General features: G+C 66.7%; 19 protein-coding genes. 16 read left to right on the top strand and 3 right to left on the bottom strand.

Going from position 1 to position 19011, the window contains the following annotated elements; genetic code table 11:
• Positions 1–9: 9 nt before the first annotated feature.
• Positions 10–1161 (bottom strand): 4-hydroxyphenylpyruvate dioxygenase, encoded by a 1152-nt coding sequence (hppD, locus tag EDC62_RS08485; protein WP_124222606.1) that lies wholly within the window; start codon positions 1159–1161, stop codon positions 10–12.
• A 134-nt stretch (positions 1162–1295) separates the two neighbouring features.
• Positions 1296–1685 carry a lipase secretion chaperone gene (locus EDC62_RS08480; RefSeq protein ID WP_245968814.1) on the bottom strand — a complete coding sequence of 130 codons (390 nt, stop codon included), beginning with the start codon at positions 1683–1685 and terminating at the stop codon, positions 1296–1298.
• Between the two features lie 158 nt (positions 1686–1843).
• On the opposite strand from EDC62_RS08480, the gene EDC62_RS08475 reads away from it, so the two are divergent.
• The 11 genes from EDC62_RS08475 to EDC62_RS08425 all read left to right on the top strand — a co-directional run bounded on the left by EDC62_RS08475 (position 1844) and on the right by EDC62_RS08425 (position 12199).
• Positions 1844–2347: an Lrp/AsnC family transcriptional regulator gene (locus EDC62_RS08475; RefSeq protein WP_124222604.1), complete on the top strand. Its 504-nt coding sequence runs from the start codon at positions 1844–1846 to the stop codon at positions 2345–2347.
• A 36-nt stretch (positions 2348–2383) separates the two neighbouring features.
• Entirely contained in the window at positions 2384–3028 is a 645-nt protein-coding gene (locus EDC62_RS08470; RefSeq protein WP_124222602.1) for a GNAT family N-acetyltransferase, read from the top strand.
• 93 nt (positions 3029–3121) lie between these two features.
• The gene (locus tag EDC62_RS08465) at positions 3122–4030 is read left to right on the top strand and encodes a CorC family transporter (protein ID WP_124222600.1); all 909 of its coding nucleotides are present in this window, start codon (positions 3122–3124) and stop codon (positions 4028–4030) included.
• Positions 4005–5630, top strand: a complete 1626-nt coding sequence (gene lnt / locus EDC62_RS08460) for an apolipoprotein N-acyltransferase (RefSeq protein WP_124222598.1) — start codon at positions 4005–4007, stop codon at positions 5628–5630. The genes EDC62_RS08465 and lnt overlap by 26 nt, the downstream gene beginning before the upstream one ends.
• A gap of 101 nt (positions 5631–5731) precedes the next feature.
• Positions 5732–6658 carry a glycine--tRNA ligase subunit alpha gene (gene glyQ / locus EDC62_RS08455; RefSeq protein WP_124222596.1) on the top strand — a complete coding sequence of 309 codons (927 nt, stop codon included), beginning with the start codon at positions 5732–5734 and terminating at the stop codon, positions 6656–6658.
• Between the two features lie 18 nt (positions 6659–6676).
• Positions 6677–8824, top strand: a complete 2148-nt coding sequence (gene glyS, locus EDC62_RS08450; protein WP_124222594.1) for a glycine--tRNA ligase subunit beta — start codon at positions 6677–6679, stop codon at positions 8822–8824.
• Entirely contained in the window at positions 8821–9447 is a 627-nt protein-coding gene (locus EDC62_RS08445) for a hypothetical protein (RefSeq protein ID WP_124222592.1), read from the top strand. Before glyS ends, EDC62_RS08445 begins: the two co-directional genes overlap by 4 nt.
• A gap of 8 nt (positions 9448–9455) precedes the next feature.
• Positions 9456–9980 (top strand): HAD-IIIA family hydrolase, encoded by a 525-nt coding sequence (locus EDC62_RS08440; RefSeq protein ID WP_124222590.1) that lies wholly within the window; start codon positions 9456–9458, stop codon positions 9978–9980.
• Between the two features lie 28 nt (positions 9981–10008).
• The gene (locus tag EDC62_RS08435; RefSeq protein ID WP_124222588.1) at positions 10009–10764 is read left to right on the top strand and encodes a lysophospholipid acyltransferase family protein; all 756 of its coding nucleotides are present in this window, start codon (positions 10009–10011) and stop codon (positions 10762–10764) included.
• A gap of 2 nt (positions 10765–10766) precedes the next feature.
• Positions 10767–11726 (top strand): M48 family metallopeptidase, encoded by a 960-nt coding sequence (locus tag EDC62_RS08430; RefSeq protein ID WP_124222586.1) that lies wholly within the window; start codon positions 10767–10769, stop codon positions 11724–11726.
• A gap of 122 nt (positions 11727–11848) precedes the next feature.
• The gene (locus EDC62_RS08425) at positions 11849–12199 is read left to right on the top strand and encodes a DUF3147 family protein (RefSeq protein ID WP_124222584.1); all 351 of its coding nucleotides are present in this window, start codon (positions 11849–11851) and stop codon (positions 12197–12199) included.
• A 57-nt stretch (positions 12200–12256) separates the two neighbouring features.
• On the opposite strand, the gene EDC62_RS08420 is transcribed toward EDC62_RS08425, so the two are convergent.
• A complete protein-coding gene (locus EDC62_RS08420; RefSeq protein WP_124222582.1) occupies positions 12257–13321 on the bottom strand; it encodes an MBL fold metallo-hydrolase in 1065 nt (354 codons plus the stop codon).
• A 199-nt stretch (positions 13322–13520) separates the two neighbouring features.
• Between EDC62_RS08420 and EDC62_RS08415 the strand changes: the two genes are divergently transcribed.
• The 5 genes from EDC62_RS08415 (at position 13521) to EDC62_RS08395 (ending at position 18976) form a co-directional block, all read left to right on the top strand.
• On the top strand, positions 13521–13976 hold the full coding sequence (locus EDC62_RS08415; RefSeq protein WP_124222580.1) for a MerR family transcriptional regulator: 456 nt from the start codon (positions 13521–13523) through the stop codon (positions 13974–13976).
• Positions 13977–13990: 14 nt separating this feature from the next.
• On the top strand, positions 13991–15175 hold the full coding sequence (locus EDC62_RS08410) for an isovaleryl-CoA dehydrogenase (protein WP_124222578.1): 1185 nt from the start codon (positions 13991–13993) through the stop codon (positions 15173–15175).
• A 23-nt stretch (positions 15176–15198) separates the two neighbouring features.
• Positions 15199–15876, top strand: a complete 678-nt coding sequence (gene can / locus EDC62_RS08405) for a carbonate dehydratase (RefSeq protein ID WP_124222576.1) — start codon at positions 15199–15201, stop codon at positions 15874–15876.
• 2 nt (positions 15877–15878) lie between these two features.
• Positions 15879–17714: a bifunctional isocitrate dehydrogenase kinase/phosphatase gene (aceK, locus tag EDC62_RS08400; RefSeq protein WP_124222574.1), complete on the top strand. Its 1836-nt coding sequence runs from the start codon at positions 15879–15881 to the stop codon at positions 17712–17714.
• Positions 17715–17794: 80 nt separating this feature from the next.
• Entirely contained in the window at positions 17795–18976 is a 1182-nt protein-coding gene (locus EDC62_RS08395) for an acetyl-CoA C-acyltransferase (RefSeq protein WP_124222698.1), read from the top strand.
• Positions 18977–19011 lie beyond the last annotated feature (35 nt).

Here is a 19011-nt window from a genome sequence, read left to right as displayed (position 1 = left end):
GGCCATCGCTCAGGACGAAGGGGTGTCTGGTGCCAGCACACCGCGGCGGATTTGGTCGAGTTCCATGGTTTCGAAAAGGGCTTTGAAGTTTCCTTCGCCGAAGCCCTCGTTGCCTTTGCGCTGGATGAACTCGAAGAAGATCGGGCCGAGCAGGTTTTCGCTGAAGATCTGCAACAAAAGGGCGCCGCGTTTCCCGTCGACGAGGATGTTGCGCTGGCGCAGGGCTTGCAGGTCCTCGCCGTGGTTCGGGATGCGCCGCTCGAGGAGTTCGTAATAGGTTTCGCTCGTCTCGAGCAGCCGGATGCCCTGCATTTGCAGCGCATCGACCGAGGCATAGAGGTCGTCGCTGGCCAGCGCGACATGTTGGATGCCTTCGCCGTGGTAACGGTCGAGGTATTCCTGCACCTGCCCCGGGGTGTCGTTCCCTTCCTCATTGATGGGGATGCGGATCTTGCCGCAGGGGCTGGTCATCGCGCGGCTCTTGATTCCGGTCTTTTGACCCTCGAGATCGAAATAGCGGACTTCCCGGAAATTGAAAATCCGCTCGTAGAACTCGGCCCATTCGGCCATGCGGCCGCGATGGACGTTGTGGGTGAGGTGGTCGATGTGCGTGAGGCCGTGGCCGCGCGGCGACAGCGTTTGCGCGCCGTGCGTCCTGGGCAGGGGCTCGAAATCGACGTCGTAAAAGCCGATGTTGCCGATGTCGCCCGGTTGGGCGCCACCTTTGCCGCGCCAGCGATCGACGAGGTAGATCAGGCTGTCACCGATGCCCTTGATGGCGGGGATGTTGAGTTCGCCCGGCCCGGCTTGGCCCGCGTAGCCCCAGGCGCCGAGGTCGAGGGCTCTTTCGTAGGCCCGCTTGGCGTCTTCGACTCGGAACGCGATGGCGCAGATGCTGGGCCCGTGCAGGCGGGCGAAGCGCTGGGCGAAGGAGTCTGCTTCGGCGTTGATGATGAAGTTGATGTCACCCTGCCGGTAGAGCGTGACGTTCTTATGGCGGTGTCGCGCGACCGGTGCGAAACCCATGCGCTCGAACAACTGACCCATCGCCAGCGGGTCGGGCGCCGCGAACTCGATGAATTCGAAGCCGGCGGTTCCCATGGGGTTGTCCCAGGACGCGTCGGTGCGGGGGGCAGGGGCAAGGGGTGTGGCGGAATTCATGGCGACTCCTCAGTGTGTGGCGCAGCGTACGCCTCGTACTGTAGGCGGCAGTGCGAACAGGATGGCGGCGTCTGTGTGGCTTGTCGCGCGTCGTGACGCAGGAAAGCTGCGCGTCCCCTGCAGCAAGCGCGCGGTCAATGTTGGCTGCGCGCTGAGAGCGCCGCTTCCAGACGCAGCCGTTCCTCGGGCGTAAACCAATGTTCCTGCAGTCGGGCGCGTTCCTGCTCGGTGCGCGCGGACGGCAGGGCGGCTGCGTAGGCATCGAGCCGCCGGTTCCAGTCCTGCTCTTCTTCGTCCAGGCGCATCAATCGGGTCGCGACCTCGACGCCAAACCTTGCCGCGCGTTGCTCGAAGCGCTCTTGCGGACTGGCCCGCTGCGCGCGCAGCGATTGTTCGAGTGACAGCACCTCCAGATGCCGTACCGACTCGGCGCGGCCTGCACGCAGCGGCTCGGGAAGATCGGCTTCGAGCTCTGCGAGCGCGCGCTGCCGAGCTTCGGGCTCGAGATTGGGGTGTCGCAGCAGTTCCAGCCGTGCGAGCAGGTTGGCGTCGAGCTCCTCCTGGTGCGCGAACAGTGTCGCCGAGATGCGTGCCCAGGCGAGCCGAGCATGTCGGTACCAGCCCGTCGTTGGCTTCGCCGAAGACCTGCCCGCAGCGCCGCGCTTCCCGTAAGATGGATTGCATGAGCGAGTTTCAACCGCCGGACCGACTGGACCGGGCCATCCTGGAGTGGCTCCAGCGCGACGGACGCGCCACCTTTGAAACCCTCGGCACGCGCGTGGGTTTGTCGGCCAGTGCGGTCTTGCGCCGTGTGCACCGCCTCGAGGCGATGGGGGTGATCGAGCGCTACGCGGCCCTCCTGCGGGCCGAGCGGCTCGGCTTGGGCTTGACGGCGTACGTGCAGGTGCGTCTCGAAAAACAGGCGGTGCCCGCGGCCCACACGCCGATGGAGGCTTTCCGGGCCAGCGTCGCGGCTTGGCCCGAGGTCGTCGAGTGCGTGGCTTTGGCGGGGGAAGTCGATGTCTTGCTCAAACTCGTGGTGCCGGACATGGCGGCGTACTCGCGGTTCATGATGGACGCGCTGTTGCGACATCCGAGCGTCCAGGACTGCAAGACGGGCTTCGTCATCGACCGGATCAAAGGGCCTGCCGAAATCCCCCTCTCCGGCCTTGGATTCGGGAATTAGGCCGCGCTGCCTAGGGTTTTCCCTTATTCTTGCGCCATGTCCGATCCTTTGCTTTCCGCAGCTCCCCACGTCGCCGATGCTCTGGCCCCGGCGGCTTCGCGCGCGGCTTGGCCGATCCGGGCGCTCCATGAAGAAGATCGACCGGCGCTGCTGCGGCACTTGCTGGCCCTCGGCGCGCAGGATCGGTATCTGCGCTTCGGGTATCCGGCGACCGACGCGCATATCGGTGCGTATGTGGCGGGCCTTGATTTCGGGCGTGACGAGGTCTATGGCGTCGAAGGGCCCGACCTCGAAATCATCGCGATGGCGCACTTGGCGTATCTGTACCAGCGCTCGGGTGGGCTCGCGGTCGAATACGGCGTGTCGGTGGCCGCCGAGGCGCGAGGGCAGGGGCTGGGCAAGCGGCTGTTCGAGCGCGCGGTCGTCCATGCGCGCACGCAAGGGGCCCAGCGGATGTTGATCCACGCGCTGTCGGAAAACGCGCCCATGCTGCACATTGCCCGAAGTGCGGGCGCACGGGTGGTGCGCGACGGCTCCGAGAGCGAGGCCATGCTCGAGTTGCCACCGGCCCGTTTCGAGGACGAGTTTGCCGACCGCGTCGCCGAGCAGCGGGGCCGACTGCGGCATTGGTGGGCCGCGGCTTGGAGCGCGGTGCGCCGGCGATTCCCTCTCAGCCTCTGAGGCGTCTCCCCGGCTGCGCGCCCCGTGGCACCGGTCGGTGATTGCGCTATCCTAAGCGCCGTCGCAACAACCGCAGGTCCTGCACCCCCATCCGTGTCCGATCCGCACCCCGAGCGCTCGCCCCAACGGGAAGACAAGCGCTCGTTTCTGCAGCGTTTGGCTGAATTCATCCACCCGGGCCCGGACTCTCCTGAGGAACTGATCGAGACCTTGGCCGAGGCCGAGGAGAACCGCGTGATCAACGCCGAGAGTCGGGCCATGCTCGAAGGCGTGATCCGCATGGCGTCGATGACGGCGGGCGAGGTGATGGTGGCTGCGCCGCGGATGGATTTGCTCGACATCGACGCGCCGTTCGATGAACTGTTGCATCAGGTGATCGACACGGGGCATTCGCGCTTCCCGGTTTTCGAGGGCGAGCGTGAAAACATCATCGGCATCTTGATGGCCAAAGACCTGCTGAAGCTGCAGCGCGCGCCAGAGCTCAGCTTGCGGGCGCTGCTGCGGCCCGCGCTGTTCATCCCGGAAACCAAGGGGCTCAACGACTTGCTGCGGGATTTTCGGCACAACCGCAACCACTTGGCGATGGTGGTCGACGAGTTTGGCCGCACTTCGGGCTTGATCACGATCGAGGACGTGCTCGAGCAGATCGTCGGCGAGATCGAGGATGAATTCGACGAGGCCGACGACGAGACGGTCGACATCTACGCGATGGCCGACGGCAGTTCGCGCGTCAACGGAGACACGCCGGTCGAGCGCGTCGAGGAGGCCTTTGGCGTGACGTTGCAAGATCCCGATGCGGATGACCGTTTCGAGACGATCGGGGGGCTGATCGCGCATGAAATGGGCCACGTTCCACGTCGCGGGGAGCGGTTTGAGCGTTCAGGCCTGCGCTTTACCGTGCTGCACACGCGCGGCGGTGCGGTGCGGTGGTTCAAGGTCAGCCCGGTGACCTCTGCCGCGGGTGCGGCTGCGAGCCATGAGCACCGGCGGGCGGGTCGCTGAAGGCGCCGTCGGCCGCGGGCTGAGCCCCGGCGTTCTGGCGTGGGCAGCCGGTGCCGGCTGCTTGCATGCGTGGTCGCTTGCGGTGCCGGGGCTCGGTCAGCCGGTTTGGGGCTTGCAGCTCGTCGCCCTCGGTTGGCTCGTCGATCGCTTGCGCGGCGTGTCGACGCCGGATGCGGACCAGGCCCCGGCGGGGTGGGTGCGGGCCGCGGCGCGGGGGGCGCTGCTTGCCTGGGTGTTTGCCACTTCGGCGCTGGCAGCGACTTTCTGGTGGCTGTTCATCTCCATGCATGTGTATGGTGGCCTTGCGGCGCCGCTGGCGGTCGCCGCCGTTGGGGCGCTCGCGGGCGGCCTGGCGCTGTATTACGCGCTCGCCGGCGCGGTCGTTTCCGTGTGTTTTTGGCGGTTTCCCGGCATGAAATGGAGCGGTGCTGCTCTCATTTTTGCGGCCGCCTGGACCTTGGCCGAACTCGCCCGCGGGCGGCTGTTGACGGGTTTTCCTTGGGGCGCGGGTGGCTATGCGCATGTGGATGGGCCGCTGGCCGGCTATGCGCCGTGGCTTGGGGTTTACGGCATGGGCGCGCTCGCGGCGGTGGTGGCGACGCTCTTGGCGGGCGCGATCCGCGCGGGCCGGGGGGGCGGCGTGGGCACGGCGGTTCGGCTGCTGGCCGGGGTCGCCGCGGTGGCGCTGCTGCCGATGGCAAGCCCGGCGTTCACGCGTTCGGCGGGCGAGATGTCGGTCGCGCTGCTGCAAGGCAACATCGAGCAGGGTGAGAAGTTCGAGCCCGCGCGCGGCATTGTCGATGCCTTGCAGTGGTACGGCGAGCGGCTGCGCGACAGCCGCGCGTCGCTGGTGGTGGCGCCCGAGACGGCCCTCCCGCTCTTGCCGGAGCAGTTGCCGCCGGGCTACTTCGACGCGCTCGAGCGGCGCTTTGCCGAGGGCGAGCAGGCCGCGCTGATCGGGCTCCCGCTGGGCAATCCGGTCGAGGGTTATACGAACTCGGCGCTGGGTCTTGCTCCCGGCCGGGCGCAGCCTTACCGCTACGACAAGCATCACCTGGTGCCGTTTGGCGAGTTCATCCCGCCGATGTTCCGCTGGTTCGTCGATCTCATGCACATCCCGCTGGGTGACTTCCGGCGCGGGCCCTTGCAGGCGAGCGCCTTCGAGTGGGAGGGTCAGAGACTCGCGCCCAACATTTGTTACGAGGATTTGTTTGGTGAGGAACTCGCGGTGCGCTTTGCGCGCGCGGACGCGGCCCCGACGGCGCTCGTGAACCTCAGCAACATCGCCTGGTTTGGCGACACCGTGGCGCTGGCCCAGCATCTGCAGATTTCGCGGCTGCGCGCGCTCGAACTCGAGCGTCCCATGTTGCGCGCGACGAATACCGGCGTCACGGCCGTCATCGACCACCGCGGGCGCGTGCAGGCGATGCTCGAGCCGCTGACCCGCGGCGTGCTCGAGGCGCGCTTCGACGGCCGCGTGGGGCGCACGCCCTATGCGCGCTGGGTTGCGGCCTGGGGTTTGTGGCCGCTGGCGCTGGTGTGCTTCGGGGTGTTGCTCGCGGTCGCCCTGTGGAGCCGCCGCCCCCGGGGTGTCGCCTAAAATTCGAGCCTTCGACCGCCGCGATGTCGGGCGCTGGCGGATTCCAACGGATCATCTCCCCAATTGAGACGGCCCCTGCGCGGGGTGCGTCCTTCGTCACCATGCTCACCTTCCAGCAACTCATCTTGAAACTGCAGTCCTACTGGGGCGAGCAGGGCTGCGCGCTGCTGCAGCCGTACGACATGGAAGTCGGCGCGGGCACGAGCCACACCGCGACTTTCTTGCGCGCGATCGGACCCGAGCCCTGGCGCGCGGCCTATGTGCAGCCGAGCCGTCGCCCGAAAGACGGCCGCTATGGCGAGAACCCCAACCGGCTGCAGCATTACTACCAATATCAAGTGGTGCTCAAGCCCGCGCCGTCCAACATTCTCGAGCTCTACCTGGGCTCGCTCGAGGCGCTGGGTTTCGATCTGAAGAAGAACGACATCCGCTTCGTCGAGGACGACTGGGAGAACCCCACGCTCGGCGCCTGGGGTCTGGGCTGGGAGGTCTGGCTCAACGGCATGGAGGTCACCCAGTTCACCTATTTCCAGCAAGTGGGCGGCATCGATTGCCGGCCCATCACGGGTGAGATCACCTACGGCCTCGAGCGGCTCGCGATGTATCTGCAGGGCGTGGACAATGTCTACGACCTGGTGTGGACCGAGGGTCCGGACGGACGGCGTCTGACCTATGGCGACGTTTACCTCCAAAACGAGCAGGAACAGTCGGCCTACAACTTCGAGCACTCCGACGTCGACTTCCTGTTTTCGGCCTTTGCCGCGCACGAGAAGCAGGCCAAGTACCTGATGGAACAGCGCCTGGCGTTGCCCGCCTACGAGCAGGTGCTCAAAGCCGCGCACACCTTCAACTTGCTCGACGCCCGCGGCGCGATTTCGGTGACCGAACGCGCCGCCTACATCGGCCGTATCCGCAACCTGGCGCGCAGCGTGGCGCAGAGCTACTACGAGAGCCGAGAGCGCCTGGACTTCCCGATGGCGCCGCGCGAATGGGTGGCGCAGCTGCCCAAAAAAGAACACGCCGCCTGAGCGGCAGGACCGAACACCATGACCACCGAAAACCTACTCGTCGAGTTGTTCGTCGAAGAACTCCCACCGAAGGCCCTGCGCCGGCTGGGCGTAGCCTTTGCCGCAGGGTTGCGCGACGCGCTGGGCAAGCAAGGGCTGCTGGCCGAAGACTCGGTCACCACGCCCTTCGCGTCGCCGCGCCGGCTGGCCGCGCACATCACGCATGTCTTTCGCAAGGCGGCCGACCAGCCCGTGCAGCAAAAGCTCATGCCCGTCTCGGTCGGGCTCGATGCTGCGGGTCGGCCGACGCCCGCGCTGCTGAAAAAGCTCGCCGCACTCGGCGTCGATGTCAGCGAGCCCGAGCGCGTGCTGAACCTGCTGCGGCGTGCCAGCGACGGCAAGGCCGAGGCGCTGTATTACGACAGCCTCGTCACCGGCGCCTCGCTCGACGTCGGTTTGCAAAAGGCGCTCAACGAGGCCATCGCGAATTTGCCGATCCCTAAAGTCATGAGCTATCAGCTCGAGCGCGACTGCGCCTTGCCGGGCTGGAGCACGGTGCATTTCGTTCGCCCCGCGCACGGACTCGTCGCCCTGCACGGCGATGCGGTCGTGCCCGTGCAGGCGCTGGGCCTGACGGCGGGGCGGCACACGCACGGGCACCGCTTCGAGGCGGCGGTCGATCCGGTCGAACTGCCCCATGCCGACGCTTATGCCGAAACCCTGTTGCGCGACGGGGCGGTGATCGCCCGCTTCGACGACCGGCGCTTTGCCATCACGCAGCAGCTCGCCCGCGCGGCCGAGCAGCTCGGGCCGAACTTTGAGGTGTTGATGGACGAAGCCCTGCTCGAAGAAGTGACCGGTTTGGTCGAGCGGCCCAACGTGCTCGTCTGCGGCTTCGATGAGGCCTTCCTCGAAGTGCCGCAAGAGTGCCTCATCCTCACGATGAAGGCGAACCAGAAATACTTTCCGTTGGTCGACGGGGAGCAGCGCCTGACGAACCGTTTTCTGGTGGTCAGCAACATCACGCCCGACGATCCGAGCGCCGTCATCGGCGGCAACGAGCGGGTCGTTCGGCCGCGGCTGGCAGACGCCAAGTTCTTCTTCGAGCAGGACCGTCGCATGCCGCTGGCGGCCCGGGTGCCGGGCCTGGCCAAGGTGGTCTACCACAACCAGCTCGGCACGCAGGGGCAGCGGGTGGAGCGCGTGCGCGCGATTGCCGCAGGAGTGGCGGCGCAGCTCGGCCTCGACGCCGACACCACCGGCGCGATCGACACCGCCGCCCAACTGGCCAAGGCCGATTTGTTGACCGACATGGTCGGCGAGTTCCCCGAGTTGCAAGGCACGATGGGCCGCTACTACGCGCTCGCCGATGGGCTGGGTGAGACGGTGGCCGACGCGATCGAGGACCATTACCGCCCGCGGTTTGCGGGCGACGCCTTGCCGCGCAACACCGTGGGCACTGTGGTGGCGCTGGCCGACAAGCTCGAGACGCTCTCGGGCATGTTTGGCATCGGCAATCTGCCCACGGGCGAGAAAGACCCCTACGCCTTGCGGCGCCATGCGCTCGGCGTCGTGCGGATGCTGACCGAGAAGGCGCTGCCGCTGGCGCTCGACGCCTTGCTGGATGCGGCGGCGCGCGTGTTCGCCGGCATCGAAGGGTTTGACCGCAGCCGGGCCACGGTCGAGCTCGAGACCTTCATCTTCGAGCGCATCGCCGGGTTGCTGCGCGAGCAGGGCTACCGCAGCAGCGAAGTGGATGCGGTGCTGGCGCTGCGGCCCCAGCGGCTGGCCGAGATTCCGGGGCGGCTCGCTGCGGTGCGGGCGTTTGCCGCCATGCCCGAGGCAGCGGCGCTGGCAGCGGCCAACAAGCGCATCGCCAACATCCTCAAGAAGGCGGGCGATGTCGATCCGCATGTGAACCCGGCCTTGCTGCAGGAGGACGCCGAGCGCGCGCTCTACGAGGTGATGCTGCGGCTCGAGCCCGAAGCACGCGCTCTGTTCGAAGCGGGCGACTACACCGGCGCCTTGCGCACGCTCGCGGCGCTGCGCGGGCCGGTCGACGCCTTCTTCGACGATGTGATGGTCAACGCCGAGGCCTTGGACTTGCGGCTCAACCGGCAGGGGCTGCTCAAGCGGCTGCATCAGGCGATGAACCAGGTCGCCGATCTCTCCCGTTTGGCCGCGTGAGCGCCGACGCACGGGGCGGGGAAGGGCTGCGTTCGCGCGCCCTGTGGCTGGCTCTGTTGCCGCCGCTGGTGTTCATGGCGGTGCGCTGGGGTCTGCGTGTCGACGATGGCGCGGCGGCGGCCGAGCCGCTGTGGCCGCTCGAGCCCGCGCCCGTCGTCGAAAGGGTTGCGGACGTCTGGGCTTACTTCGCGCCGTGGCTGCTCACGCCCGTAGGCTTGATCGCGCTGGCCTGGATCGCCAAGCGACGTGGCTGGCTGGCGCGTGGGTTGGCTGGGATTTGGGTGGTGCTGTGGCTAGGCGGCGCCGCGGCGATGGCGGCGCGCGAGTTCAACCGGGCGCAGCTCGAACCCGTGCCGGCGGTGCAGGCGGAACTGCTGGCCGCGCGGCCGGTGGCGCCGAGCACGCGCAGCGCCGGTGGCGTCGACTGGTATCTGCGGCTTGCCGGCGAGTCGCGGCCCTACCGGATGCGGGTTGATGACCCGGCCGCTGCCGGCGTGCCGGTGGGTGCGCAGCTGTCGCTGCAGCGGGTGCGCGGGCGGTGGTGGGGCGTGTTCGTGCGCGGCTACACGGTGGAGCGCTTGCCTCTGCCTGGCCCGGCTGCAGCGGCGGCGGGGTTGCCATAATCAGCGGCATGAAGCTCATCGTTCTCGAGCGCGACGGGGTCTTGTGCTCGCCGGTCGAGGAACCGACCGGGGGCGTTGCGGCGTGGCAGGCCTTGCCGGGGGCGCTCGAAGCGGCGGCCCGGCTGCACCATGCCGGCTATCGGGTGGCGCTGGCGCTCGAGCTCTCAGGCCTCGGGCGCGGCCTGTTCGACATGGGCAGCGTGCAGGCGATGCATGCGCAGATCCTGGGCCGGTTGGCCGCTTTGGGCGGGCGGATCGACGCCATTTTCTTTTGCCCGCACGCCCCAGAGGACGATTGCGATTGCGCCTTCCCGTCGGGCGGTCTGTTTCGCGACCTCGTCGAGCGCTATGCGCTCGAGCCCGAGGACGTCAACGTCGTCTCGTCGACCGAGCGCCACGCGCAGGCGGCGGCTGCCGCGGGCTTGCGGGTCCACGGCGTGTGGCACGCGGACGGAGCGGCGCCGATCGACGCGACACGTTTCGACAGCCTCGAGGCGGTGGTCAATCATTTGCTGGCGGCCACTGGCCGCTGAGCGTTCCCGGTTTTGAGGAGTTTTCGGCATGGCTTTGATACGTTCCTTGATCCACGCCGTTTGGATGTTCGTGACCGTGATTCCGTATGCGCTCGTGATCCTTGCGGGCGCGGCCGTGGGCGTGCGGGGCCTGCCGCTGTACCGGGTGGCTCGCGCGTGGTTGCGGCTGGTGATCGTCGGGGCGCGGGTGATCTGCGGCATCCGCTGGCGCGTGCACGGCATGGAACACCTGCCCACGGGCGAGACGAGCCCGGCGATCCTGCTGGTCAAGCACCAGTCGACTTATGAGACCTTTTTGTTGCCGGTCATCATGCCCCACCCGCTGGCCTTCGTGTTCAAGAAGGAACTGCTCTACGTACCGTTCTTCGGCTGGGCGATCGGCCGGCTCGACATGATTCACATCGATCGTGGACAGCGTGCGCAGGCCTTCCGCAAGGTGGTCGAACAGGGGCAGAAGCTGCTCGCGCAAGGCATCTGGATCATCATGTTCCCCGAGGGCACCCGCATCCCCCGCGGCCAGAAGGGCCAGTACAAGAGCGGCGGCACGCGGCTGGCGGTGGCCACGGGCGCGCCGGTGATTCCGATCGCGGTCAACTCGGCGAAGGTGTGGCCGCGCAAGGCGTTCATCAAACGGCCCGGCCTCGTCGATGTCTCCATCGGCGCGCCGATCCCGAGCGTCGGCCGCGACCCGGAGGAGCTGCTGCAGGAGGTCGAGACCTGGATCGAGACCGAGATGCGCCGCATTGACCCCGAAGCCTACGGCCTGCCGCCGGCTCAAGCCTGACGATGCACAACCCGCTGCAACGCGCGCTGGACTGGCTCGTGGGCGAACCGCTGGCGGCGCCTCGGGGGCTGCCGGATTTTGGGGAAAAACCGCAGGATGCCGGCGTCAAAACCTCGTTTCTTGCTCCTGAAAAAGAAGCGTTGATTGCGTCCGAAGCGCTCGTGCCGGGCGCGCGCCTGGTGCTGCTCGAAGGGCGCCCCGTGGCCTATGTGCTCGAGCGCGCGCGGCGGCGCAGCATCGGCTTGAGCCTGAGCCCGCAGGGTCTGCGCGTGCGCGCGCCGATTGGGGTGTCGCTGGCGCAGGTCGAAGCGGTGTTGCAGGACAAGGCGCACTGGATTTTGCGCAAGCAGGTCGAGGTGCAGGCTCGCCAGACCGAGCGCAACGCCGCGCGACAAACATGGTGCGATGGCGCACCGCTGCCGCTGTTGGGCGATGCAGTCGCGCTCGACTGCGACCGGCGCGCGTCCGTGGGCGCGCGGCGCGTGCCGGTGTGGCTCGCCGCCCCTGGAGGCTGCCCGCCCACGGCGGGGCTGGCGGCGACGCTAGAGACGGCCCGCGCCCACGGCGAGCGCGCCCGCTTGTGCGTGGGGCTGCCGCCCGAAGTCGAGCCCGCGCGGCTGCAAGCCGTGGTGCAGCGCTGGCTGCAGCAACAGGCGCGGCTGCATTTCACCGAGCGGCTGGCGCACTTCGCGCCGCAGCTGGGCGTGCGGCCGACGCGCCTGGCGCTATCGAATGCCGCCACGCGCTGGGGCAGCGCGAGCGCCGACGGCAGCATCCGGCTGCATTGGCGCCTCATCCAACTGCGGCCCGCGCTGATCGACTATGTGGTGGTGCATGAACTCAGCCACCTGCGGCACATGGATCACAGCCCGCGCTTCTGGGCGGTCGTCGCTTCGGTGCTGCCCGAGCACCGCGCTTTGCGCGCCGAACTGCGGCGGCAGGCGGTGGTGATGGAAGATTGAGGCAGCCGATTGCTCCGGCACGAACCAGTTTCAAGCCGCATCGCGCACGATGGGGTCTGGGAAACCCGACATTGCGTTCGAGAGGGACGGGTTTCGCGTTGCCTTACACCTTTGGAGGAGTCGTGGCCTGGATCATCACAAAATATCTGCTTTCGGCCGCAGTCGTTGTGCTCGTCTCAGAGCTTGCGAAGCGCAGCGACAAACTCGGTGGCTTGGTCGCGGCGCTGCCGCTTGTGACGATTCTTGCGCTGATCTGGCTGTACCTTGAAGGCCAGCCCCAAGAAAAAATCGCCAACCATGCGTGGTACACGTTTTGGTATGTCGTCCCGACATTGCCCATGTTCCTCGCATTTCCGGTACTCCTGCCGCGCATCGGTTTCTGGCCCTCGTTGTTGGCCTGCGTCATCATCACCGTGGTTTGCTTCGGCTTGTTCGCGCTCGCGGTTCGCCGCTTTGGCGTGGAGTTGCTCTAGCGAGCAGGTTTGAGGCAAGGTTGAACGAGTCGCTCGCGCGCCATCGCTGGAACTGATTCAGCTCGCGCCGGTGGCATGAAAGCGCCACACGCCGTCGGCTCCGCGCACGCGCTGCAGGTCGCCGGCGAACCACAGCGCATGCAGATGCGCGATCGCCTCGCCCATCGCGAAGGTGGTCTGGTGCAGGTCGAGGGTGCGGGGGAACAGCACCGGGAGGATGTCGGCGGCGCTCATAGCGCCTTGCGCGCAGGCGGCCCGCACTTCGGCCAATCGGGCATGGTGGTGGGTGTGCAACTGGTCGATGCGGGTGTGCAGGCCGATGAAGGGTTTGCCGTGCGAGGGCAGCGTGAGCGTGTCCGCGGGCAGGGCGCGGAACTTGTCGATGGAGGCGAGGAACAGCGGCAGCGGGTTGGCCTCGGGTTCGAGGTCGTAGACGGCGACGTTGGTGGAGATGCGTGGCAGCACCATGTCGCCCGAGATCAGTAGGCCGCGGGCTTCGCAGTAGAGCGCCATGTGCTCGGGCGCGTGACCGTAGCCGCTGATGCAGCGCCAACGGTGCCCCCCAATCGAGAGCGACTGGCCGTCGAGCAAGCGGTGGTAGCTCGGCGGCACCTGCGGCACGAGGTTCGGGTAATAGTGGCTGCGGGCGCGGATCTGGGCCTGGGCCTCGGGGTCGCGCAGGCCATGCTGGGTGAAGAACTGCGCCGCGCGGTCGCCGCCGAAGCCCGTGGTTTGCTGCGAGGCCAGCCGCCCCATGCAGTAGTCGGCGGCGCTGATCCACAGCTCGCAGCCAAAGCGTTCGCACAACCACCAGGCCATGCCCAGGTGATCGGGGTGCATGTGGGTGGCGACGACGCGCACGATGGGCAGGCCGTCGAGTTCGTGCGCGATGACCGCTTCCCACTGCGCTCTTGTCTCGTCGCGGCTGATGCAGCAGTCCACCACGGTCCAGCCCTCGCGGCCGTCGAGCGCATCGCGCAACAGCCAGAGGTTGATGTGATCGAGCGCGAACGGCAGCCCCATGCGCACCCATTTCACGCCGGGTTGCAGCTCGATGGCGCGGCCCGGCGCGGGCAGAGTGTCGCCCAGTGGGTAGTGGAGCTGGCGTTCGAGTTCGTTCATCGGTGGGCGGCGGGTCAGGGTGAGGATGCGGCCAGGGACTCGGCAGCGGCGGTGTTGTGGGTCATAATTGACGTTTACGTAAACGTCAACGCAACGAGAACGCGGATTCTAGGAGTGTTCGGCTGCGGGGACTGTCCCGCGTTTGCCTCGTCCCGCGGGGCAACCCGACGTTCCTGACAGCCGGTTTTGCACAGCGATCATGGCCACGAACCCGAACACCTACAGCATCAGCGATCTCGCGCGCGAGTTCGACCTGACCACGCGCGCCATCCGCTTCTATGAAGACATGGGCCTGCTGCGGCCCAGCCGCAGCGGCCCCGGCGGGCGCAACCGCGTCTACTCGGCGCGCGACCGCACGCGGCTCAAGCTCACGCTGCGCGCCAAGCGCCTGGGCCTGTCGCTGACCGAGGCCAAAGAAATCATCGACATGTACGACAGCCCGCGCGACACCGGGCCGCAGCTGCGCAAGTTCCTCGCGGTGCTCGCCGAGCACAAGCGCCAGCTGGAGGAGCAACTCGCCGAGGTGCAAGCCAACCTCGACGAGGTCAAGGCGCACGAGAAAGAGGCGCGTGCTTTGCTCGCGCGGCTCGAAAAAAACCCCTTGCCCCAAGAGCTGGGCTCCAACGCCATGCCTGCCTTGGAATCACGACCCTGAGAGGAGACCTTCCCATGACCACCCCAATGCCCGGCCTCAATTTTCAACTCGGTGAGGACATCGACGCCCTGCGCGACGCGGTGCGCGACTTCGCACAGGCCGAGATCGCCCCGCGCGCCGCCGAGATCGACCGCAGCGACCAGTTTCCGATGGACCTCTGGCCCAAGATGGGCGAACTCGGCCTGCTCGGCATCACCGTGCCCGAAGCCTACGGCGGCGCGGGCATGGGCTACCTCGCGCACATGGTGGCGATGGAGGAAATCAGCCGGGCGAGCGCTTCGGTGGGCCTGAGCTACGGCGCGCACAGCAACCTGTGCGTGAACCAGATCAACCGCAACGGCAACGAGGCGCAGAAGGCCAAGTACCTGCCCAAGCTGATTTCCGGCGAACACGTGGGCGCGCTGGCCATGAGCGAGCCGGGCGCCGGCTCCGACGTCATGGGCATGAAGTTGCGCGCCGAGGACAAAGGCGGCTATTACCTGCTCAACGGCAGCAAGATGTGGATCACCAACGGGCCCGATGCCGACACGCTGGTGGTCTACGCCAAGACCGAGCCCGAACTCGGCGCGCGGGGCGTCACCGCCTTCCTGATCGAAAAGGGCATGAAGGGGTTTTCGGTGGCGCAAAAGCTCGACAAGCTCGGGATGCGCGGCAGCCACACGGGCGAGCTGGTGTTCCAAGACGTCGAAGTGCCGGCCGAGAACGTGCTCGGCGGCGTGAACAACGGCGCCCGGGTGCTCATGAGCGGGCTGGACTATGAGCGCGCCGTGCTCTCGGGCGGGCCGCTCGGGATCATGCAGGCGGTGATGGACAACGTCATTCCCTACATCCACGAGCGCAAGCAGTTCGGCCAGAGCATCGGCGAATTCCAGCTCATCCAGGGCAAGGTGGCCGACATGTACACCGTGCTGCAGGCCGCGCGCAGTTTCGCCTATACGGTGGCGAAGAACCTCGACCTGCTGGGCAGCCAGCATGTGCGCCAGGTGCGCAAGGACTGCGCGAGCGTCATCCTTTGGACGGCCGAAAAAGCCACCTGGATGGCGGGCGAAGGCATCCAGATTTTTGGCGGCAACGGCTACATCAACGACTACCCGATGGGTCGGCTGTGGCGCGACGCGAAGCTGTATGAAATCGGCGCCGGCACCAGCGAAATCCGCCGCATGCTCATCGGCCGCGAGCTGTTTGCGGAGACGATGTGAGGTGCCGCGGCTAGACTGTCGGCATGACTTCCGATCTTTCCACGCTGTTCCAAAACAACCGGGCCTGGGCCGAGCGCATCGAGCGCGAGCGCCCGGGGTTTTTTGCGCGCTTGGCGCGTCAGCAAAGCCCGAAATACCTCTGGATCGGCTGCTCCGATAGCCGCGTGCCGGCCAATGAAATCATCGGGCTCGACCCGGGCGAGGTGTTCGTGCACCGCAACGTCGCCAACGTGGTGGTGCACTCGGACCTCAACGCGCTGTCGGTGATCCAGTTCGCGGTCGACCATTTGCGGGTCGAGCACATCATGGTCGTCGGCCACTATGGCTGTGGCGGCGTGCGCGCGACGCTCCAGGGCACGCGCTTGGGGCTGGTCGACAACTGGCTGCGCCATGTGCACGACGTCAAGCTGCGCCATCGGCGCCGGCTCGACCATCTGGCGCCCGCGCAGCAGGAAGATGCGCTCATCGAGATGAACGTGATCGAGCAAGTCGGCAACGTGGCCTTGTCGAACGTGCTGCAGGACGCCTGGGCGCGCGGCCAGCGGGTGGCCGTGCATGGGCTGGTCTACGGCCTGGCCGATGGACGCCTCAAAGACCTCGGCGTGAGCATGCAGCATGCGGGCGAAGTGGTCGATGTGTTCCGTGCCGCCATCAAGCGCTACCCGCGCGGCGAGGCGCTGACCCTGACGGCGGGGGGGTGAAGATGTTGCTGAAGAAACTCGACTCGCCGCTCGCCTTCGACATCGCCAAGGCGATGATCGACGGCTTTAACCGCCACTACACGCTGTTTCGCACCGAGAGCGCACGCGCCAAGCACCGCTTCGAGACGCAGGACTGGCACGGCCAGCAGCGCGCGCAGCGCGAACGCATCGAGTTCTACGATCTGCGCGTGCGCGAGTGTTCACGTCGGCTCGAGCGCGAATTCAAGGCGCATGAGCAGCCGATGGAAGTGTGGGAGCAGGTCAAGCTGCTCTACATCGGCCTCTTGGTCAACCACCGCCAGCCCGAGCTGGCCGAGACCTTCTTCAACTCGGTCACCACCAAGATCCTGCACCGCAGCTACTTCCAGAACGACTTCATCTTCGTGCGCCCGGCGATCAGCACCGAGTACATCGAGAGCGAAGACCCACGCCGCACCGACACCACCTTCCGCTCTTACTACCCGCAGCGCGAAACCATCGTCTCCGAGCTGCGCCGCATGATCGAGGACTTCGGGCTGCGGGTGCCGTTCGAGGATCTCGACCGCGACATCCATTTCGTGTTCGAGGCGATCCGCCCGCTGTTCGACCATGTGCATCTGCGCGCGAATTTTCAGGTTCAGGTGCTTTCGAGCCTGTTCTACCGGAACAAAGGCGCGTATGTGGTCGGCAAAGTCATCAACGGCTTTCAGGAGCTGCCGTTTGCGCTGCCCATCCTGCACAACGCGCAGGGCCAGCTCGTGATCGACGCGCTGCTGCACGGCGAGGACGACCTGCTCATGCTGTTCTCCTTCGCCCGCGCCTACTTCATGGTGGACATGGAAATCCCCTCGGCCTATGTGCAGTTCCTGCGCAGCATGATGCCGCGAAAGCCGCGCGCCGAGTTCTACAACGCGCTGGGTCTGGCCAAGCAGGGCAAAACGCTGTTCTACCGCGACTTCCTCTACCACATGCGGCACAGCACCGACCGCTTCCGCATCGCGCCGGGCATCAAGGGCATGGTGATGCTGGTGTTCGACCTGCCGAGCTTTCCCTTCGTGTTCAAGCTCATCAAGGACTATTACCCGCCGCAGAAAGACACCACGCGCGAGCAGATCCGCGGCAAATACCTGCTGGTCAAGCAACACGACCGCGTGGGCCGCATGGCCGACACGCTGGAGTTCTCCGAGGTGGCCTTCCCGCGCGAGCGCTTCACCGATGAGCTGATCGCCGAGATCGAAAAATTCGCGCCCAGCCAGCTCGAAATCTCCGACCGCGACGGTGACGGACGCACCGAAGTCATCCTGAAACACGTCTACATCGAGCGGCGCATGATCCCGCTCAACATCTACCTGCAAGAAGCCTTCGACGCGCTGCAAAAAGACCCGAACGACGCGCGCGCGCGGCGCCAGCTCGAACACGCCGTCATCGACTACGGCAATGCCATCAAAGACCTGGTCGCGGCCAACATCTTCCCCGGCGACATGCTGTGGAAGAACTTCGGCATCACGCGGCACGGCAAGGTGGTGTTCTACGACTACGACGAAATCGAGTACGTCACCGACTGCAACTTCCGCCGCGTGCCGCCGCCGCGCAACGAAGACGACGAGATGAGCGGCGAAATCTGGTACAGCGTCGGCCCGCACGATGTGTTCCCCGAGACCTTCGGGCCCTTTCTGCTGGGCAACCCGCTCGTGCGCGAGGTGTTCATGAAGCACCACGCCGACCTGCTCGACGTGGAGTTCTGGCAAAGCCACAAGGAACGCATCCTCGAGGGCCATGTGTACGACGTCTTCCCTTACGACCCAGAGCGACGCTTCCGCCGCGAGGCCACCGACGCGCGCGTGAGTACCTCGATATAACTCCTTTGTCGATAGCAAGAAAGTACCGTTTCACGCCGGCAAACGCCGATTTTTATCTATAGACCATGAAAGGAACCGCCATGAACGACCCCATCGTCATCGTCAGCGCTGCCCGCACCCCCATGGGCAGCTTCCAGGGCGACTTTGCCAGCCTCGCCGCGCACGACCTCGGCGGCGCGGCCATTGCCGCGGCGGTTGCGCGCGCGGGCATCGCGCCCGAGCTCGTCGAGGAAGTCATCTTCGGCAACTGCCTCATGGCCGGCCAGGGCCAGGCGCCGGCGCGTCAAGCGCTGCTCAAGGGCGGGCTGCCCGAGAGCACGGGCGCGGTCACGATGAGCAAGATGTGCGGCTCGGGCATGCGCGCAGCGATGTTCGCGCACGACATGCTGCTCGCCGGCAGCGCCGAAGTCATGGTCGCCGGCGGCATGGAGAGCATGACCAACGCGCCCTACTTGCTGCAAAAAGCCCGCGGCGGCTACCGCATCGGCCATGACCGCATCTACGACCACATGATGCTCGACGGGCTGGAAGACGCCTACGAGCCCGGCCGCGCCATGGGCACCTTTGGCGAAGACTGCGCGGCCAAGTACGGCTTCACGCGCGAGCAGCAGGACGCTTTTGCGATGGAAAGCGTGCGCCGCGCCAAGGCGGCCACCGAGTCGGGTGCCTTCGCTGCCGAGATCACGCCGGTCACCGTCAAAGACCGCAGCGGTGAGCGCGTGGTCAGCATCGACGAAGGCCCGGGCCGCGTGAAGATCGACAAAATCCCCACGCTCAAGCCTGCGTTCAAGAAAGACGGCACCATCACCGCCGCCAGCAGCTCGAGCATCAACGACGGCGCCGCCGCGCTCGTGATGATGCGCGCCTCGATGGCCGAAAAGCTCGGCTGCCAGCCGCTCGCGCGGCTGGTGAGTCACGCGGTGCACGCCCAGGCGCCGGGCTGGTTCACCACCGCGCCGATCGGCGCGACGCAAAAGGCGCTGGCCAAAGCGGGCTGGACGGTGGCTGACGTCGACCTCTGGGAAGTCAACGAGGCCTTCGCCGTCGTGCCCATGGCGCTCATGCACGACCTTGGCGTGCCGCATGAAAAACTCAACGTCCACGGCGGCGCTTGCGCGCTCGGACACCCGATCGGCTGCAGCGGCGCGCGCATCATGGTCACGCTGATGTATGCGCTCAAGCAACGCGGCTTGAAGCGCGGCGTCGCCACGCTGTGCATCGGCGGCGGCGAGGGCACCGCCGTCGCTCTCGAGATGCTCTAACTTATATAGCGTCATATGACCATTTCACGCTGGGG

It is taken from the genome of Tibeticola sediminis (assembly GCF_003843835.1).
GTDB lineage: Bacteria > Pseudomonadota > Gammaproteobacteria > Burkholderiales > Burkholderiaceae_C > Tibeticola > Tibeticola sediminis.
The sequence above is the reverse complement of the archived record's forward strand: the minus strand, read 5'-3'. Positions and strand labels throughout refer to the sequence as shown.

Coding starts and splice junctions, on each gene's coding strand:
- EDC62_RS08420 (WP_124222582.1), bottom strand. CDS start 13,321: ATGAACGAACTCGAACGCCAGCTCCACTACCCACTGGGCGACACTCTG.
- EDC62_RS08440 (WP_124222590.1), top strand. CDS start 9,456: ATGAAGCTCATCGTTCTCGAGCGCGACGGGGTCTTGTGCTCGCCGGTC.
- EDC62_RS08470 (WP_124222602.1), top strand. CDS start 2,384: ATGTCCGATCCTTTGCTTTCCGCAGCTCCCCACGTCGCCGATGCTCTG.
- EDC62_RS08430 (WP_124222586.1), top strand. CDS start 10,767: ATGCACAACCCGCTGCAACGCGCGCTGGACTGGCTCGTGGGCGAACCG.
- lnt (WP_124222598.1), top strand. CDS start 4,005: ATGAGCACCGGCGGGCGGGTCGCTGAAGGCGCCGTCGGCCGCGGGCTG.
- EDC62_RS08395 (WP_124222698.1), top strand. CDS start 17,795: ATGAACGACCCCATCGTCATCGTCAGCGCTGCCCGCACCCCCATGGGC.
- EDC62_RS08475 (WP_124222604.1), top strand. CDS start 1,844: ATGAGCGAGTTTCAACCGCCGGACCGACTGGACCGGGCCATCCTGGAG.
- glyQ (WP_124222596.1), top strand. CDS start 5,732: ATGCTCACCTTCCAGCAACTCATCTTGAAACTGCAGTCCTACTGGGGC.
- glyS (WP_124222594.1), top strand. CDS start 6,677: ATGACCACCGAAAACCTACTCGTCGAGTTGTTCGTCGAAGAACTCCCA.
- EDC62_RS08415 (WP_124222580.1), top strand. CDS start 13,521: ATGGCCACGAACCCGAACACCTACAGCATCAGCGATCTCGCGCGCGAG.
- aceK (WP_124222574.1), top strand. CDS start 15,879: ATGTTGCTGAAGAAACTCGACTCGCCGCTCGCCTTCGACATCGCCAAG.
- can (WP_124222576.1), top strand. CDS start 15,199: ATGACTTCCGATCTTTCCACGCTGTTCCAAAACAACCGGGCCTGGGCC.
- hppD (WP_124222606.1), bottom strand. CDS start 1,161: ATGAATTCCGCCACACCCCTTGCCCCTGCCCCCCGCACCGACGCGTCC.
- EDC62_RS08435 (WP_124222588.1), top strand. CDS start 10,009: ATGGCTTTGATACGTTCCTTGATCCACGCCGTTTGGATGTTCGTGACC.
- EDC62_RS08410 (WP_124222578.1), top strand. CDS start 13,991: ATGACCACCCCAATGCCCGGCCTCAATTTTCAACTCGGTGAGGACATC.